This window comes from Psychromonas antarctica (assembly GCF_022267535.1).
In the GTDB taxonomy this organism is placed as follows: Bacteria; Pseudomonadota; Gammaproteobacteria; order Enterobacterales; family Psychromonadaceae; genus Psychromonas; species Psychromonas antarctica.
On record NZ_JAHNZV010000013.1, the window covers coordinates 20188 to 36452 of the forward strand.

General features: G+C 40.3%; 14 protein-coding genes. 2 read left to right on the forward strand and 12 right to left on the reverse strand.

Features of this window, described 5'->3' with window-relative positions; all coding sequences use genetic code 11:
• Window positions 1–674: 674 nt before the first annotated feature.
• The gene (locus tag KSO91_RS05445; RefSeq protein ID WP_238741938.1) at window positions 675–1676 is read left to right on the forward strand and encodes a substrate-binding domain-containing protein; all 1002 of its coding nucleotides are present in this window, start codon (window positions 675–677) and stop codon (window positions 1674–1676) included.
• A gap of 141 nt (window positions 1677–1817) precedes the next feature.
• Here the strand turns inward: KSO91_RS05445 and trpS are convergent, their stop codons facing one another.
• The 12 genes from trpS to KSO91_RS05505 form a co-directional block, all read right to left on the reverse strand.
• Window positions 1818–2819, reverse strand: coding sequence for a tryptophan--tRNA ligase (trpS, locus tag KSO91_RS05450; RefSeq protein ID WP_238741939.1), 1002 nt, complete (start codon window positions 2817–2819; stop codon window positions 1818–1820).
• A gap of 21 nt (window positions 2820–2840) precedes the next feature.
• Window positions 2841–3512, reverse strand: a complete 672-nt coding sequence (locus KSO91_RS05455) for a phosphoglycolate phosphatase (protein ID WP_238741940.1) — start codon at window positions 3510–3512, stop codon at window positions 2841–2843.
• A 9-nt stretch (window positions 3513–3521) separates the two neighbouring features.
• A complete protein-coding gene (gene rpe / locus KSO91_RS05460; RefSeq protein WP_238741941.1) occupies window positions 3522–4190 on the reverse strand; it encodes a ribulose-phosphate 3-epimerase in 669 nt (222 codons plus the stop codon).
• Window positions 4191–4287: 97 nt separating this feature from the next.
• The gene (locus tag KSO91_RS05465) at window positions 4288–5097 is read right to left on the reverse strand and encodes a Dam family site-specific DNA-(adenine-N6)-methyltransferase (RefSeq protein WP_238741942.1); all 810 of its coding nucleotides are present in this window, start codon (window positions 5095–5097) and stop codon (window positions 4288–4290) included.
• Window positions 5090–6766 (reverse strand): AAA family ATPase, encoded by a 1677-nt coding sequence (locus KSO91_RS05470; protein ID WP_238741943.1) that lies wholly within the window; start codon window positions 6764–6766, stop codon window positions 5090–5092. Before KSO91_RS05470 ends, KSO91_RS05465 begins: the two co-directional genes overlap by 8 nt.
• A 5-nt stretch (window positions 6767–6771) precedes the next feature.
• Window positions 6772–7842 (reverse strand): 3-dehydroquinate synthase, encoded by a 1071-nt coding sequence (gene aroB, locus KSO91_RS05475; protein WP_238741944.1) that lies wholly within the window; start codon window positions 7840–7842, stop codon window positions 6772–6774.
• A complete protein-coding gene (aroK, locus tag KSO91_RS05480; protein ID WP_238741945.1) occupies window positions 7842–8357 on the reverse strand; it encodes a shikimate kinase AroK in 516 nt (171 codons plus the stop codon). The genes aroB and aroK overlap by 1 nt, the downstream gene beginning before the upstream one ends.
• A gap of 171 nt (window positions 8358–8528) precedes the next feature.
• The gene (locus KSO91_RS05485; protein WP_238741946.1) at window positions 8529–10661 is read right to left on the reverse strand and encodes a type IV pilus secretin PilQ; all 2133 of its coding nucleotides are present in this window, start codon (window positions 10659–10661) and stop codon (window positions 8529–8531) included.
• A 27-nt stretch (window positions 10662–10688) separates the two neighbouring features.
• Entirely contained in the window at window positions 10689–11207 is a 519-nt protein-coding gene (locus tag KSO91_RS05490; RefSeq protein WP_238741947.1) for a pilus assembly protein PilP, read from the reverse strand.
• Complete coding sequence (locus KSO91_RS05495; protein WP_238741948.1) at window positions 11204–11773, reverse strand: type IV pilus inner membrane component PilO; 570 nt, start codon at window positions 11771–11773, stop codon at window positions 11204–11206. The genes KSO91_RS05490 and KSO91_RS05495 overlap by 4 nt, the downstream gene beginning before the upstream one ends.
• Complete coding sequence (locus KSO91_RS05500; protein ID WP_238741949.1) at window positions 11770–12330, reverse strand: PilN domain-containing protein; 561 nt, start codon at window positions 12328–12330, stop codon at window positions 11770–11772. Before KSO91_RS05500 ends, KSO91_RS05495 begins: the two co-directional genes overlap by 4 nt.
• Window positions 12330–13388: a pilus assembly protein PilM gene (locus KSO91_RS05505; protein WP_238741950.1), complete on the reverse strand. Its 1059-nt coding sequence runs from the start codon at window positions 13386–13388 to the stop codon at window positions 12330–12332. The genes KSO91_RS05500 and KSO91_RS05505 overlap by 1 nt, the downstream gene beginning before the upstream one ends.
• Before the next feature lie 199 nt (window positions 13389–13587).
• On the opposite strand from KSO91_RS05505, the gene KSO91_RS05510 reads away from it, so the two are divergent.
• Entirely contained in the window at window positions 13588–16155 is a 2568-nt protein-coding gene (locus KSO91_RS05510; RefSeq protein WP_238741951.1) for a penicillin-binding protein 1A, read from the forward strand.
• The last annotated feature ends 110 nt before the right edge of the window (window positions 16156–16265 follow it).

Consider the following 16265-nt stretch of genomic DNA (forward strand, 5'->3'; position numbering starts at 1 on the left):
GTGATGTCACCAAAAGCCATTAAAGCCATTAAAACCATCCAGAATGAACGAGCACCTAAATTCATAAAAGCAGATTTAATATACTCTGCAATTTTGTTCACTTAGGATTAACGAATGCTTATATTAACTTCTAAAAATTCTTATTATAAATTTTAGCGTCTTCCTTTACTCACAGTGCAATGGTAAATGATTTTCTTAATAAATATCGGCAATTCACTAGAATTGATGTGATGTGATGGCATGCCCGCACTCGCATGAGGTGATTATTCCAATAAAGATCAAGACCTAGCTAGCAAATTCCATTATGTGCAAAAAGCTTAGTCCTTGTGTTACCTTCGACATTATTTTACCTTTCAGATATTAGGGAACAAAATTGTAAATGTTACATCTTGACCAGAATAGCACGAGCTAATTTCATTGCCGTAGAAAATAGAAATAATGTCTAAAGAGCTTGTAAAAAACCCTAAAGATGCGATAAAAATGGTTGAAACAAAGTATTTATTATATATTCATATAATAAATGAAAGCGATTACAAAAATGACGATTTAATGAGTCATAAAGAGAGAAAGTAGCATTTACAAAAAAACACATAGATGTCGATTTAACGTACGCTAATAATAGGTATCGTAAACAAACGCAGTAAACAAATTAAGTTATTTTAATGAGGTAAGTCATGTCAACAATCAAGGACGTTGCAAAAGAGGCTTGTGTCTCTATTGCTACTGTATCACGCGTTATCAATAAATCGCCTAAAGCCAGTAAATCAGCTATTGATGCAGTGACTAATGCAATGAACAAGCTCGCTTATCGCCCGAATGCAGCCGCAAAAGCATTAGTGAGTCAAAATACTAATACGATCGGCGTGCTGGTCGGTGACGTCTCAGATCCCTTCTTTGGCACCTTGATCAAAACAGTTGATACTGTTGCTCAACAAAATGGTAAACATACCTTGATAGGTAACGGCTATCATGACCACCAGCAAGAGTTAGAAGCAATCGAACTATTGATTAATAACCGCTGCGAGGCGCTTATTATCCACTCTAAGGCGCTAAGCGATGATGAATTAATCAGCTATGCTAATGAAATAAAAGGGCTGGTACTGATCAACCGCCATATTGAAAAACTGGCAGACCGATGCATTTCTCTGGATAACTATAAAGGAGCCTATCTAGCGACGGAATATCTGATTCGCCACGGTCACACAAAAATAGCCTGTATCGCGTCAAATCACCCCATTGAAGATACCGATGAACGTAGGTTGGGTTATCTTGCAGCACTGCAAGACAACGGGATAAAATTGTCAAAAGACTATATCGAATCAGGCACTCCGGACAGCGAAGGTGGCGAGATGGCGATGACCAACTTGCTGACAAAATCTATTGAGATGACAGGCGTAGTAGCTTACAACGACCACATGGCGGCAGGTGTGTTATCAGTTGCCCACGAGAATGGCATTCAAGTTCCGGAGAAACTTTCAATCATAGGTTTCGATGATGTTCTAATTGCACGCTATCTATACCCGCGTTTAACGACGGTACGTTACCCAATAGAAATGATGGCCGAAAAAGCGGCAATACTTGCATTAAAACTGGCCAGTGGAGAATCCATTGAACCTGAAGCAATGCATTTTACGCCGACAATTGTCCGTCGAGACTCTGTCGGTAAGCGAAACTAGAGCAGTGACTTGATGCCCGATGAGATTTTCAAGAACATCCCCATTAAACAGCATCAGAATAACAGTCTCGCTAAATAATATTCATACCATGATACTTCTCGGTACCAAATCAGCACCTGGAATTATCATGGTATATAACAACTATTTTGGCAGAAAACCTATTTTCTCGTAAACATCCGCTAAGGTAACAGCGGCGCGTTCACGTGCTTTTTCAGCACCGATACGTGCAACCGCTAACAATGAACTTTCATCTTGGCGTAATGCCTTAAAACGTGCTTGAATCGGCTCTAATAAGCTCACTACCGCATCGGCGGTATCTTTTTTCAGATGACCATACATTTTATCCTCATATTCGAGGGTCAGTGTTGGAATTGATTTACCTGTTGAACAGGAAAGTAAACTGAGCAAGTTTGATACGCCCGGCTTATTTTCTGCATCAAAGTAAATACGGGCTTGTTCATCCGAATCTGTCTCTGCACTTTTTATTTTCTTTAAAATCACTTTAGGGTCTTCTAATAAGCCGATGAAATTTTTACCATTATCATCGGATTTAGACATCTTTTTAGTCGGCTCCTGCAAGCTCATAATGCGTGCGCCATGCTCAGGAATATACGGATCAGGCACCACAAATGTATCGCCATAAGCATTATTAAAACGTGTTGCGATATCACGCGCCAATTCAAGATGCTGCTTCTGATCGCTGCCAACAGGTACGCGATTTGGATTGTAAAGCAGAATATCCGCAGCCATCAACACCGGGTAACTAAATAAACCCACATTAATATTGGAGGTGTTCTTTTGCGATTTGTCTTTAAACTGCGTCATGCGATTTAATTCGCCCATTTGCGTATAACAGTTCAAAATCCATGAAAGCTCAGCATGTTCAGGTACTTGAGACTGGATAAACATAGTGCTTTTATTCGGATCAATGCCCACCGCTTGATACATCGCTAAGCCGTCGTAAATAGCATGACGTAGCGCTTTAGGATCTTGACGTACCGTAATAGCATGCAAGTCGACTAAGCAGTACAGGCAATCATGAGTTTGTTGCATCTCAACCCATTGACGTAGCGCCCCCATATAATTACCTATGGTTAATGATCCTGAGGGTTGGCATCCGCTTAATACTACAGGTTTAGTCATTCTACTGTCCTTACGCTGCATCTACAGCAGCTCTAATAATTCATTAAATTGATTAATAATAAAATCTGGATTAAGCGTCGCAACCGATTTACCATAGTTATAACCATAAGTTACCGCAATGGTGCGCACATTGGCATTTTGCCCGGCCAGAATATCGTTAAGTGAATCTCCCACCATCACTGTTTTCGTTTTACTTACCGCAAAGTGTTTACAGGCATAGTCGACCTGCATAGGGTCGGGTTTGTTTTTGGCAAGGGTATCACCACCAAGCAGTAGATCGAAATGATCCGCTATCTCAAAGCCAGCTAATAAATCGGCTAGAAACTGTTCTGCTTTATTGGTAATTAGTGCAATTTTGTAGCCACGTTCTTTTAATACTTGCAGCGTTTCAGCAACCCCCTCATATAAGCAAGAGGCGCTATTTAAATAATGCTGATAGTGTTGTTCAAATAGGTTTAGCGCGGCAACAAAAAAGGGCTGATCGACATCGGTTTTACCTACATATTTAAGGGCTCGCTCAACCAACTTAGGCAGACCATTACCGACCCACTTTTTTATTTCTCGATCTTGACAATGCGGTAGCTGAAATTGATCAAGCATTGCATTTAGCGCAAGGCGTAGATCCGGAACGCTATCAACCAGCGTACCGTCAAGATCAAAGCAGATCAGTTTAATATTGTTTATACTCGCCATCAGAGAGTCCTAAACGCTTGCTAGTTGACTGCGCATCTGATCAATAACAGCTTTATAATCTGGTTGGCTAAAAATAGCGGAGCCAGCAACAAACATATCCGCACCCGCTTCTGCAATCTCTTTAATATTATCAACCTTAACCCCACCATCGACTTGCAGGCGAATATCGCGTCCACTTGCTTTGATCAGCGTTTTGACTTGACGTAACTTTTCCAGTGTATGGGGAATAAAAGATTGGCCGCCAAAACCGGGATTAACTGACATCAGCAGGATAACATCTAATTTATCCATCACATGAGCTAAAACGTCTAGTGAAGTGGCCGGATTTAAAACCAACCCCGCTTTACAGCCATGATCTTTAATCAGTTGTAAACTACGATCAACATGGTCAGAGGCTTCTGGATGAAAGGTGATAATAGAAGCGCCAGCTTTAGCAAATTCAACAATCATAGTATCAACGGGTTTAACCATTAGATGCACATCAATGGGTGCACTAATACCGTATTCTCGCAGCGCTTTACAAACCATAGGCCCAATCGTTAAATTAGGTACATAGTGATTATCCATCACGTCAAAATGGACCACATCGGCACCATCTCTTAGTACTTTTTCTACATCTTCGCCTAAACGAGCAAAATCAGCAGAAAGGATTGAGGGGGCAATTAAGTAGTCGGTCATGGTTTGCTTCCAGTGTCTGAATTAAAGGGGGTATTCTACCGAAGCAAAAGCCAACAGACTATTTTTTATTTTAAGCTTGTCGGCGAGCTATACAAATTTACCCAGCAGAAAAGAGTGCAAATATCTCAGCAGCAGGTAGGCGAGTAGAGGACTTGCTACTAATTGTACGTGAAACCAACACTTGATCACACTGCGCATCATGGTATAACGCTTGAGTAACGGGGGTATCATGATTACTCAACAATACGCAGCATTTTGATTCCCTTGCTAACTGTGCAAGATTAGCTTGATCCTCTAATGTAAAACCACAGCTTGCATAGCAAGTAAATGATGCACTTTTACTCAGGGGCACATAAGGTGGATCACAGTAGATAACATCATCGTCACGCAAATGCTGGAAGAGCTTTTGATAGGATTTGCAAGTGAAGGTCGCTTTTTTCGCCTTTTCAGCAAAAAACAGCAGTTCTTTTTCTGGGAAATAGGGCTTTTTATAACGCCCAAAAGGAACATTAAAACCACCACTTTGATTGTAACGGCATAGCCCGTTATAACCATGACGATTCATATAAAGAAATAATAACGACCGTTTGTAAAAATCATCACTCGCATTGAATTCAGCGCGAAGCTCATAATAGGTCGTTTCATCATTAAATTTATCTTGAAAATAATATTTTGCATCAATAATAAACTGTTTCGGTTTACGTTTGATGATTTTATACATTTCAATCAGATCAGGGTTAATATCATTAAGTAGATACTCATCAAAATCACTATTTAAAAATACGGAGGCCGCACCGACAAAAGGCTCAATTAAGCGTCTCCCTTTCGGTAAACGCTGGTTAATTTGCTCTGTTAGTGAAAATTTACCACCCGCCCACTTCAGAAATGCTCTATTCTTTTTATTCATTGTTTAATTGTAAATCCTGGTGCACAAGCTGGTACTTTTTAATCCAAATGTTCATGTTTTTCAAAGAACCTGGCAATGATTTAGCCGCCATTTTAGCTAACTGTCGGCTTTTATACTCACCAAAAATAATCACATACAGAGTTCTCTCTTTGTGTGTCGTTTGATAAATATAAACATCTTTTCGTGGCAAATTATGCTTAGCAATAAATTTAATCAATGAATCCTCCGCACTTAATGCGGCGAGTTGTAATGTGTAGTGTGACGGTGCAATCGCTAATAACTGCGCGCGCTCAGTGAAGACTGGATTATCTTTTGCCACGAGCCCACTTTTTTCATCTTTTATCGCTTTACTTTGCTTAAGTTTTAAAGCGCTGTCAGCAGGCTTATTCTCGGCAATAAGTCCTTCTGCATCAGGAGGGTTATTATTCTCTTCTGGTTGTTGTAGAGCACTTTCTACATTCTTCGCTTTAATAATTTTAGCAACAAGTCCGCTATCTAAGGCATCGTTTTGTGCTGTGTCCATGGCAGGATCATGTACTTCTAACATTACCCTGCTGCTATCTTTGTTAACAGCTTCTTTAATAGGGTCGTTATACACCAAGCTTTTTTTATCTTCGGCTAAGTTTAATAGTTGCGGTTCAGAAATAATGATCCGCTCAACGCTTTTATCACTGATCCCGACAGCTAGTGGGTTATCGTTAATTTCTGACTGTTTTGACCAATTTCCCGCCAACTTCTCTAGGGTCGCAGGTGTTTCGTCTGCTGTATCGGCATCATTACCCGCGACTAGCGGCATCTCATTAGGTGTACTTGGTAACGATGCATCATCCTCAACTGCTTCAATATCAGTAATTGGCTTTAATGAATTAGCATATTTAGGGTAGAGGTAATAGACAAGTCCTGCAGCAACGATTATTAAAGCAAGCATTAATAAAATCGCCGGAAAACGCTGTTTCAGCCAAGAAGGTTCTTTGCTTTCAATCTGTCCTTCACTAATTTGCTCTGCCAATTGAATTACTTTTTGCGGAATGCCGGCACAAGCAGTTAACTGTTTTAGTAGCGCATCTTGATGCTGCACTTCTGGCTGATAACCTATCTGTGTGAAAATATGGCTAAGCAAACTCTTAGATTCATCGAGTGCAAGTTGCTCTATTTTAAATTCTAAATAAGTTGTCTTTTGCGCAGTCTGTTTTATAAGGGAGATCATTTGCTGTTTATTATCATCATCAGCCAGCAATATAAGATTAATCTCACTTTCTCCCAGTTGCGCTTTATGGGTAATAACATCTGCTAATTCGACGAGCAAATCTGCTTTCATAAAATGTGCATTATCTAAAATAATCACACAATGCGCTTCCCGACTGTGCTTTTCCTGCAATAATAACATTGAGGTCAGCAAGCTATCCTCTACGTTAAATAGAGGTTGTTTATACAGCTGCTGGATAATTTTCTGTCTTATCTGCGAGTTTGAAAGCTGCTCATTGAGCTGAATAAACACTTCCTGAATATTGCTAGGGAGACAGTTTGATAGCTGCTCGACCAAGGTGCTTTTACCTGAGCCCGTTTCACCCGAAATAAAAATTAGAGAAGAGGATAAATAAATAAGATGCTGCAGTCGATCAATCAACTGCAATTGCGACGGGAGAGAGATTAATCGACGTTCGACCATTAGCCTTACTGTTCAATAACGCGACGCAGCACTGCTTCGCTTACATCGTCAAATAACTCACTAGTGCCGATAGATGTTGGCAGCACCAAACGTAATTTCCCATTGAGTACTTTTTTATCAAGCAGCATATGCTCCGCATAGTGTCTATATTTCATATTGTCAGGAGAGCGTAATGGCAAATTAAACTGCTTAATTAACGAACGAATCTTGTCAACTTGTGCCGTATCAATTAAGCCTAGAATTAATGCAGTTTCGGCTGCTAAAATCATTCCCACAGCAACGGCTTCTCCATGCAGCCAATTACCATAACCTTGTTCGGCTTCTATCGCATGGCCGAATGTATGTCCAAGGTTTAGTAATGCTCGAATACCTTTTTCTTTTTCATCTAACGACACCACCTGTGCTTTAATTTCACAACAGCGTTTAATCATATAAGTGATCGCATCAGGGTGTAACGCTTTAATATCTGCAATATTATCTTCTAACCAAGTGAAAAAAGAATGATCGTAAATGATCCCATATTTAATCACCTCGGCCATTCCCGCAGCAAATTCACGGGCCGGTAAAGTTTTAAGACAGTTAATATCAATAATAACAGCTTGAGGCTGGTAAAATGCACCAATCATATTTTTCCCAAGGGGATGGTTGACCGCTGTTTTACCGCCAACAGAAGAGTCCACTTGCGATAAAACCGTCGTCGGTACCTGGATAAAAGCGATACCTCGCTGAAAACACGCGGCAGCAAATCCGGCCATATCACCAATAACCCCACCACCAAGCGCCACAATCGTGGTATCACGACCATGTTTTTTTGCAAGCAATGCGCTTAAAATCGTTTCAAAGGTCGATAAATTTTTATGTTTTTCACCATCAGGTAAAATAAGCACATCAAGCTGAAATGCTTTTAAAGTTTCTTGGCAGATCTGTAGATAAAGGGGCGCAACCACATCATTGGTGACAATCATCACTTTTTTGCCCGTTATTGCGCTGCAAAAAAGAGACGTTTTTTTAAGTAAATTTTCTCCAATTGAAATTGGGTAACTTCTTTCACCTAAATCGACAATTAGCTTATCCATTAAAAATCCAATAGCGCGATGATCTGACTGGCTACAACTTTAGCGCTCTGCTCGTCTGTTTCAATAGTGTAATCTGCCACCTCGCTGTATAACACATTGCGTTCTTCAGCCAACGCTTCCAGCACAGAGCGTGGGTCATCGCTTTGCAATAATGGTCGGCGTTTATCTTTTAAGGTACGCGCCAGCTGCTTGTTAACACTGGTTTTTAAGTAAACCACAATACCTCTAGCAGACAGATAAGCTCTGTTTTCGGGGCGAATAACGGCACCGCCCCCTGTCGCTAATACAATGCCATGTTTTTGGGTTAACTCATCGATCATCTCTTGCTCTCGATTGCGAAAGCCTTGTTCGCCTTCCACATCAAAAACCCATGCGATATCTGCGCCGGTTTTTTTCTCTATCTCAGCGTCTGAATCATGAAAATTAAGATGTAACATTTGTGCCAAATGACGGCCGATTGTGCTTTTACCAGCGCCCATTGGGCCAATTAAGAAAATATTGCGTTGCTCTGCCATGTTGAATTATTACTCAAGTGATTGATTACAGGGAAGCCCCTTTATAAAAAAGAAGTATTACGTATTATCGCAATTGTTAATAACTTATTGCAAGCCTATAAAACAAATAAGCCTGAATATTAATTTCAGGCTTATTCTCTACTTTGACAACATTTTATAAAGAGGGTCTAATTAATATTTAGTTTCCATGACAATCCGTGGTGTTACAAAGATCAGTAACTCGGACTTGGCATTCTCTTCAATGGTGGTTCTAAAGAAATAACCTAGGTAAGGAATATCACCCAATATTGGTACTTTACTTACTGAATTGGTAATTCGCTGCTGGTATATACCACCCAAGACAAGCGTTTCACCATTTTCAACCAGTACCTGTGTGCCTATCTCTTGTGTATCAATTGACACAGCGGTTCCTGTTCCTGTTGGTATAATGTCGCCTTTTGAATCTTGAGTGATAACAAGGTCTAAGATAACTTTATTATCGGGAGTGATTTGCGGTGTCACTCTTAAACTTAATACCGCTTTTTTAAAGCTAACAGAGGTTGCGCCAGAGGATGCTGATTCAACATAAGGGATCTCTGCACCTTGCTCAATGTAAGCCGTTTGTTGATTGGCGGTGGTGATACGGGGACTAGCGATAATTTCAGCTTTATTTTCTTTCTCTAAAGCAGAAAGCTCTAAATCTAATATCTGACCATCAGCTAGTTTAGCCACTTGAAAAGCAATTGTGCCCGCGGCTCCCGTCACTGGAAGGTTCACATTTAAACGATCTGCGACACTACCTGTCGAACCACCATTGGCAGCTTCAGCACCCGCCAATGAACCAGACACCGCACTATCACCGCCGGTTGCCGTCACGCCCCATTTTATTCCCAACTCTTCACCAACAGAATCACTAACAGTTACCATACGCGCTTCAATGACTACTTGGCGCACTGGAACATCTAACACTTCAATCATCTCTTTTACTGCGTCAATAACGCTTGCAGTATCTTTTAATAACAAAGTGTTAGTGCGAGTATCCGTACTGACTGTGCCACGCGCAGACAGTAAGCTGGTATTGCCGCTCGAGAGTAGGCTAGCAATGTCAGCCGCTTTGGCGTAATTGATTTGGATAAATTCCGCATAAAGAGGCGCCAAATCGGCCACTTCTTTGTCTGTTTCTAACTGTTCACGTTCTTTTGAGGCTAATTCGGCTGCAGGTGCAATCATTAACACATTACCATCCATCCGTTTACCAAGGCCTTTTACCCTTAATATGATATCGAGCGCTTGCTCCCATGGAACATCATCTAAACGTAGTGTGATATTACCACTTACCGAATCAGTAATGACCAAATTAAAGCCGTTAAAATCAGCAATTAACTGTAATACGGTACGCACGGGGATGTCTTGAAAGTTAAGCGAAATCGCCTTGCCTTGATAAACACTCTCTTTCTCATCTTTTGGTTTTTCTGCCACCTCAATCATAAACAAAGTATCTAACTGGTCGTAACGGTAGTTGTACTCATTTTTAATAGTAAAAACAAAACGTGTTTTGCCATCTTCTTTAAAGGTTTCTATCTTTTCTACAGCGGTAGCAAAATCAACAACATCCATAATATATAATAATTCATCAGGAATATAAGTGCTTTGGAACTCGGCAATTAATTGTTGATCTCTACGACGGATATCTACAGCGACACTGGAATTATCAAGGTACACAAGTAGTTTGCCTTGTCCTTCAGAGCCACGCTTAAAATCAATTGATTTTATATTATTTACATAGCCTTTGGGGGTTGCTTTGGGCGCTGCTGATACGGGCGCTTTTGTTGCGCTGTTTTTTGCAACAACAGCCGCCTGACTACTACTATTCTGCGTCACAGCAGAGGCCAGAGCCATATCTATAGCACTCATGGGCTGTAATTCAGTGGTCACCTCTCCAAAACGAACAAATAACTGTTGGCCTTCACTGACGACTCGATAAGGCATCAGCATATCGAGTGAAATAATTAAACGCAGTCCATCAGCTGTTCTTTTAGCTGCAACGCTTTCCACTCCATTTTTACCAATCTCAATGGGGTTAAGCTTGAGCACTGAACTCGCATCATCAATATCAATAACGAGTTCATTGGGCCGGTAGTTAAGCTTGTCCGCATAACCACTAATCGCTTCATTAAATTCAAACTGTAACTCGAACTTGCCATCAATCAGCGGATTGACATTGAGTTTAGTCAGTTGTGATTCAGCAAATACCATTGAAGAAGAAAACAACACTCCTACTAGAGAGAGAATTTTCGTCACGTGCATTAATTTTATACTTTTCATAAGCTTACTTTCATCCCTGCTTTAATATCAATCAGACTGCAGCGTAATCTGAGTGATACGCTCTTGCCAACAACCATCTTTATCTGAAACCAATTCGAGTAATTCAACTTTCTCTTTGGTGATTTTCAACACTTTACCGTGATTTAATCCTAGGTAATAGCCTAACTTGACCTTGTGCAGCTCTCCACCCGTTATTTGCACCAGCGCCCATAATATATTATCTATACGTAATGTACCTCGCATGATCAGATTATCAAGTGAATACATCTCTAAAGGTTGCTTTTTACGCTCAAAATCAGGCTGAGGACAACTTTTAGGTGCATTTCGCACCGGAGCCGCAACTTCCATTTTCGGTTCTGAAAATGGATTACGTCCTTCTTCTTGGGTGAAAATCATGGCATCAATTTTCTTTAAGTCAGGAACATTATCGTTAACGGGATAAATTTGAACCTTTGCTTTAGCAACAAAATCATTTAAATCATCGACATTGGCATCCCCGCAAGAAAACAAAGGTAAAGTTATAAGTAGCAGAATTAAAGATCTCATTTTTCCTCCTTATAACGGTATGTCTTAGCGATAACATTTAAGGTTAATAAGTCACCTTTTCCTTTGGATAATTTAATATCATCCAAAACCACAATTCGCGGTAAAGCTGCTATATCAGCAGCAAACTTACCAATCTGCTGATAGCGTCCAACAACTTGGAGGCTAATGGGAACTTCAACTGACAACTCCCGATCTTTAACTACCCCCCAGTTAATACTTCTAAACTGCAACCCATTATTGGCACCAATGAAACTAATATCATCAAGTAAACTAGCCACCTCTTTTTTGCTTGGCAATTTATTTAGCAAGCCCTCGAAAATAGTGTTAATTTCAGTCATTTGAGCACGATAAACTTCTAAATTTGCAGATAAAGCGGCTTTGACCTTAAAGGTGTTTTTAAGAGAGATCTCCTGCGCCCTCACAGTATCCAATTTTTCTAATTGCGGGGTGGTGACATAATAGAAAAAGAGGCCGCTAAGAATAACGCAAACAACAGCTATAAAGACAGCGCGATAAAGCGCGGGCCAACTACCGACTGTTTCAAAATCCAATTCATTTATATTCATTGCTTGTCCCCTTTAATTTCAGGGATAACGCTAAAAGTCATTATAAATTTACTCAACTTAATAGGTTTGACGGGACCTGCGACAATAGAACTAACATTTGCGTCACCTAGCCAACCTGAACTATCAATATTTCTAACCATTTTAGCCAAGCGATTATTTGACTCGCTCATCCCAATTACATCGACCTTTTCATTAGAAAATCCGATATTATTTAAATAAATACCGGCAGGGACCACATCAACTAAATCATTAAATAAGTGCGTTGCATAGTTACGTTTTTCTTCTAATTGTTGGATCACTCGAATCCGCTTTTGCAGCTCTGCTTTCTCTTTTTTGATTTGGCTAATTTCAGCGATTCGGCGATCTAAAACAAGCGTTTGAGTTTGTAGATATTCATTACGCTGCTCTTGAGCAGCAGTCAAAATATCAACGTACATTTTGCCAGCATATGAGAGTCCGAGGACAACACAGGCAGTCAACAGCAACGTCACAAAGAACTGCGTTTTCTTTTTCTTTTTATAGTCATCACGCCATGGCAATAAATTAATATTAGACATTACTGACTCCCTCTTAATGCTAATCCTAATGCGGTCATATATTTCACACCAACTTCACGAAGCAAAACTTTATCTGATTCGTTTTTATACTCAAAACCAATAAACGGATTCGCTATTTCAACATTAAGCGCCAGCTCTTCGGCCAATCGCGAGACCAACTCTGGCATTAATTGCCCCCCTCCCGTGAGAATAACTTTTTCAACTGGGATGTTATGAGGAGCGTTAGTAAACATGCGCAAATCAAAACGCAAATGATTGACCGTCATATTAATAAAGGGGGCAATAACATCAATATCACAATCGACAGGCCAATTTCGTTCTGTTTTTATTTTTTCGGCTTCATTGAAACTAAAGCCATAACGATCAGCCATCATCTGGGTACAGATAGCACCACCGTGATTTTTAGAACGGGAAAAAATAACATTACCTTTATGTAAAATATTAAGTCTCATTTGCGACGCGCCAATATCAACAACCGCAATCCCTTTATCATAATCATCACGTTCAAATAAAAGTTCACAAGCCCTTGCTAATGCATGGCTAGCGACATCAACAACTTTGACGGTTAAATTTGCAGCCTCAACACAGTCAACTTGTGACAGCACGGTCTCTTTACGGGCAGCGCTGACCAATATATCGTTTAATTCTTTGTTATTGGCATTTTCAGAAAGCACTTCAAAATCTAAAAATATTTCATCAAGTGGGAAAGGGATACTACTTTCGGCTTCAAGCTCTACTTGAGCTTCTAGCTCTAATTCATTTAAATCGGCATTCATTGCAATAACTTTGGTTATCACATCCGCGCCAGTCACTGCAATTGCGACATTTTTGTATGAAGAAGGGAAATTTTTACGTAATTGACTAATGACTTGAGTTAGCTTGGTAATATCTTCAAAATGATTCTCAACAATCAAACCTTTTGCAATACCAGCTTCGGCAACAGCGTCAATTTGAAAAGTCCCTTTGTCTTTGGAAATAGCAATCGCTTTGATCGAATTTGAACCGAAATCTATACCGATTAACGCATTTGAATTGTTTTTTTTCATATTTTCAAACATACCGCCCTTGTCTAAGTAAATTTCGCAATACAGCTATCAACTTCGAGTCACTTATAATAAGACGAAAGTCAGTAACTTCCAATAAGATAAGAACGTATTCCTCTTTATCTCCCAAGATATCACTATATACTGTGCGCTAGGTCTAAGAAAAATCAACTTGGGTCAACTCGTTACAAGCAATATTTGAGGTATATATAAAATGATCAAATGGATAAAACGCTTTTTTTGGGTTTTTATTATCTTTAGCATAGTGGGAATAGGCACAACAATTGCTATTTATTATCACGTTAAAGCGGATCTACCCGATGTCGCATCAATTAAAGATATTAAACTTCAAGTCCCCATGAAAGTATTCAGTATTGATGGCGAATTGATCTCTCAGTTTGGTGAAAAACGTCGCATTCCCTTGACCATCAACGAGGTGCCTAAACAATTAATCAATGCTTTCATTGCGACCGAAGATAGCCGTTATTATCAACATTTTGGTATAGATCCGATCGGAATTCTTCGTGCAGCCCTAGTTTATGCCTCAACGGGTTCAGCAAAACAAGGTGCAAGTACCATCACCCAACAAGTGGCTCGCAACTTTTTTTTAACCCGCGAAAAAACATTTATTCGTAAAATAAAAGAGATTTTTATCGCTATTCAAATTGAGCACATTTTAACTAAAGATGAGATTTTAATGCTTTATTTGAATAAAATATCTTTAGGACACCGTTCCTATGGAGTGGGTGCAGCGGCTCAAGTTTATTATGGAAAAACTGTCTCTGAATTAACTCTCGCTGAAATGGCCGTCCTAGCGGGCCTGCCTAAAGCACCTTCTAACTTAAACCCAATATCTTCACCAGAAAATGCTAAAAATCGCCGTAATACCGTCTTAATGCGCATGCTTGATGAGTTATACATAACCCAAGCTGAATATGAACAGGCAATCAATAGCCCAATAACGGCTAAATACCATGGTGCTGAAATCACTTTGTCTGCGCATTATGTCGCGGAAATGGCGCGCAGCAAGCTGATTGAACTTTACGGCGAAGAGCGAAGCTATAATGATGGTTTTAACGTTTATACAACCATTAATAAGTCAGCCCAAGATGCGGCTAATAAGGCTATCACTAATAATTTACATGAGTATGATAAACGCCATGGCTATCGAGGAGCTATAAAAAAATTATGGGCCGCGCCGGAGAAGAGCTGGTCTATTGATGAAATTGTAAGTCGATTACAAAAACAGCCTAGTTTTGGCGATTTATCCCCCGCAGTTGTAATCGAGGTTAATGAAAATTCGATTAAAATTATAAACCAGTCTAGTGGTAGTGAAGTACAGGAAATCAATTGGGATGGCTTAAAGTGGGCACGTGCTTTTAAAAGTGACTCGGTACAAGGCAATGAACCCAGTACAGCATCGGATATCGTTGCTGTTGGTGAACAGATTTGGGTACGTCAGATAGAGCAAGCATTAGAACTTTCGCAATATCCAGATGCAACCGCGGCCTTTGTCTCTCTCAACCCACAAGATGGTGCAATCACATCGCTGGTTGGCGGGTTTAGTTTTGTACAGAGTAAATTTAACCGGGCAATTCAAGCAAAACGTCAAGTTGGCTCAAATATCAAACCTTTTATTTACTCCGCCGCGCTTGATAATGGTTACACACTTGCAACTTTAGTCAATGACGCCCCCATTAACCAATGGAGTGGCAGCAAAGCTTGGCGTCCCAAAAACTCGCCGGAAAGATATGCGGGGCCAATTCGTCTGAGACGCGCTCTCGGGCAATCCAAAAATGTCATTTCGGTGCGTTTAGTGCAAGATCTCGGTATAACAAAAGTAATCAATCAACTGCAAAAGTTTGGCTTTGATAAAGAGGATTTACCCCACAACTACTCCCTTGCCCTTGGCTCAGCATCACTGACCCCATTAGAGCTTGTAACCGGATATGCGATTATAGCGAACGGTGGTTTTAAAATAGAACCTTACATTATCGAGCGCATTGAAGATGCCTATGGGACGGTACTTTATCAAGCAGCACCTAAAATTGTCTGCTCTTATTGCAACGCACTATATGAACAACAGCAGGCTTCCGACGAACTTATTGAACAGCAAGCAAATGCGCAGGGCGTTACTGGTATTTGCTCAGTAGCCCCCATTAGTAAGGATCAAGTCGCAGCATCTGCGATTAGTGAAGAAACAGCATTCTTAACAAGAGAGCTGCTTAATAGTGCCATTTTTGGTGGTGGTAGTTGGCAGCATAAAACAGGTTGGAATGGTACCGGCTGGCGTGCCATGCGAGCGATTAAACGCCAAGATATCGGTGGAAAAACAGGGACAACAAATGACTCAAAAGATGCATGGTTCTCTGGCTATGTTGGCAACACTGTCGCTACATCTTGGGTTGGTTTTGATGACTTTGGTCGTGATTTGGGACACTCTGACTATAATAATAATCTCGACAAATCACAATCTTATGGGGGAGAGTTTGGTGCGGTCACCGCACTACCTGCATGGATTGAGTTTATGCAAAACAGTACCCTATCGGATCCGCTAATGTCTCCTGAAAAACCGCTCTCAATTTCAACCGCTCGCATCGATCTTGCAACGGGTTTGTTAAGCAAAAAGACAGATTATACAACACGCTTTGAATACTTTAAGCGCGGCTCAGTACCCACAGAATACGTAGAACAGCGAACCACTCACGAAGAAAATCGTATAAATCAACAGGACGACAAAAACGCAGAGAGTAAAAGAGGTAATGAATATGAGCTATTTTAAGAGAAACAGAATGCGGCAATAAAGATACATCAGCTTTGCAAACACCACCGTTCCCGATAAAAACGCTGGTGTTTGCAAGAAATAACCAGCGCAAACAATTTAATAGCTTT

What these genes read in the sequence shown, in the direction of transcription:
- KSO91_RS05510 (WP_238741951.1), top strand. Translation starts at nt 13,588, where the DNA reads ATGATCAAATGGATAAAACGCTTTTTTTGGGTTTTTATTATCTTTAGC.
- rpe (WP_238741941.1), bottom strand. Translation starts at nt 4,190, where the DNA reads ATGACCGACTACTTAATTGCCCCCTCAATCCTTTCTGCTGATTTTGCT.
- trpS (WP_238741939.1), bottom strand. Translation starts at nt 2,819, where the DNA reads ATGACTAAACCTGTAGTATTAAGCGGATGCCAACCCTCAGGATCATTA.
- KSO91_RS05470 (WP_238741943.1), bottom strand. Translation starts at nt 6,766, where the DNA reads ATGGTCGAACGTCGATTAATCTCTCTCCCGTCGCAATTGCAGTTGATT.
- aroK (WP_238741945.1), bottom strand. Translation starts at nt 8,357, where the DNA reads ATGGCAGAGCAACGCAATATTTTCTTAATTGGCCCAATGGGCGCTGGT.
- KSO91_RS05445 (WP_238741938.1), top strand. Translation starts at nt 675, where the DNA reads ATGTCAACAATCAAGGACGTTGCAAAAGAGGCTTGTGTCTCTATTGCT.
- aroB (WP_238741944.1), bottom strand. Translation starts at nt 7,842, where the DNA reads ATGGATAAGCTAATTGTCGATTTAGGTGAAAGAAGTTACCCAATTTCA.
- KSO91_RS05490 (WP_238741947.1), bottom strand. Translation starts at nt 11,207, where the DNA reads ATGAGATCTTTAATTCTGCTACTTATAACTTTACCTTTGTTTTCTTGC.
- KSO91_RS05485 (WP_238741946.1), bottom strand. Translation starts at nt 10,661, where the DNA reads ATGAAAAGTATAAAATTAATGCACGTGACGAAAATTCTCTCTCTAGTA.
- KSO91_RS05465 (WP_238741942.1), bottom strand. Translation starts at nt 5,097, where the DNA reads ATGAATAAAAAGAATAGAGCATTTCTGAAGTGGGCGGGTGGTAAATTT.
- KSO91_RS05500 (WP_238741949.1), bottom strand. Translation starts at nt 12,330, where the DNA reads ATGTCTAATATTAATTTATTGCCATGGCGTGATGACTATAAAAAGAAA.
- KSO91_RS05455 (WP_238741940.1), bottom strand. Translation starts at nt 3,512, where the DNA reads ATGGCGAGTATAAACAATATTAAACTGATCTGCTTTGATCTTGACGGT.
- KSO91_RS05505 (WP_238741950.1), bottom strand. Translation starts at nt 13,388, where the DNA reads ATGTTTGAAAATATGAAAAAAAACAATTCAAATGCGTTAATCGGTATA.
- KSO91_RS05495 (WP_238741948.1), bottom strand. Translation starts at nt 11,773, where the DNA reads ATGAATATAAATGAATTGGATTTTGAAACAGTCGGTAGTTGGCCCGCG.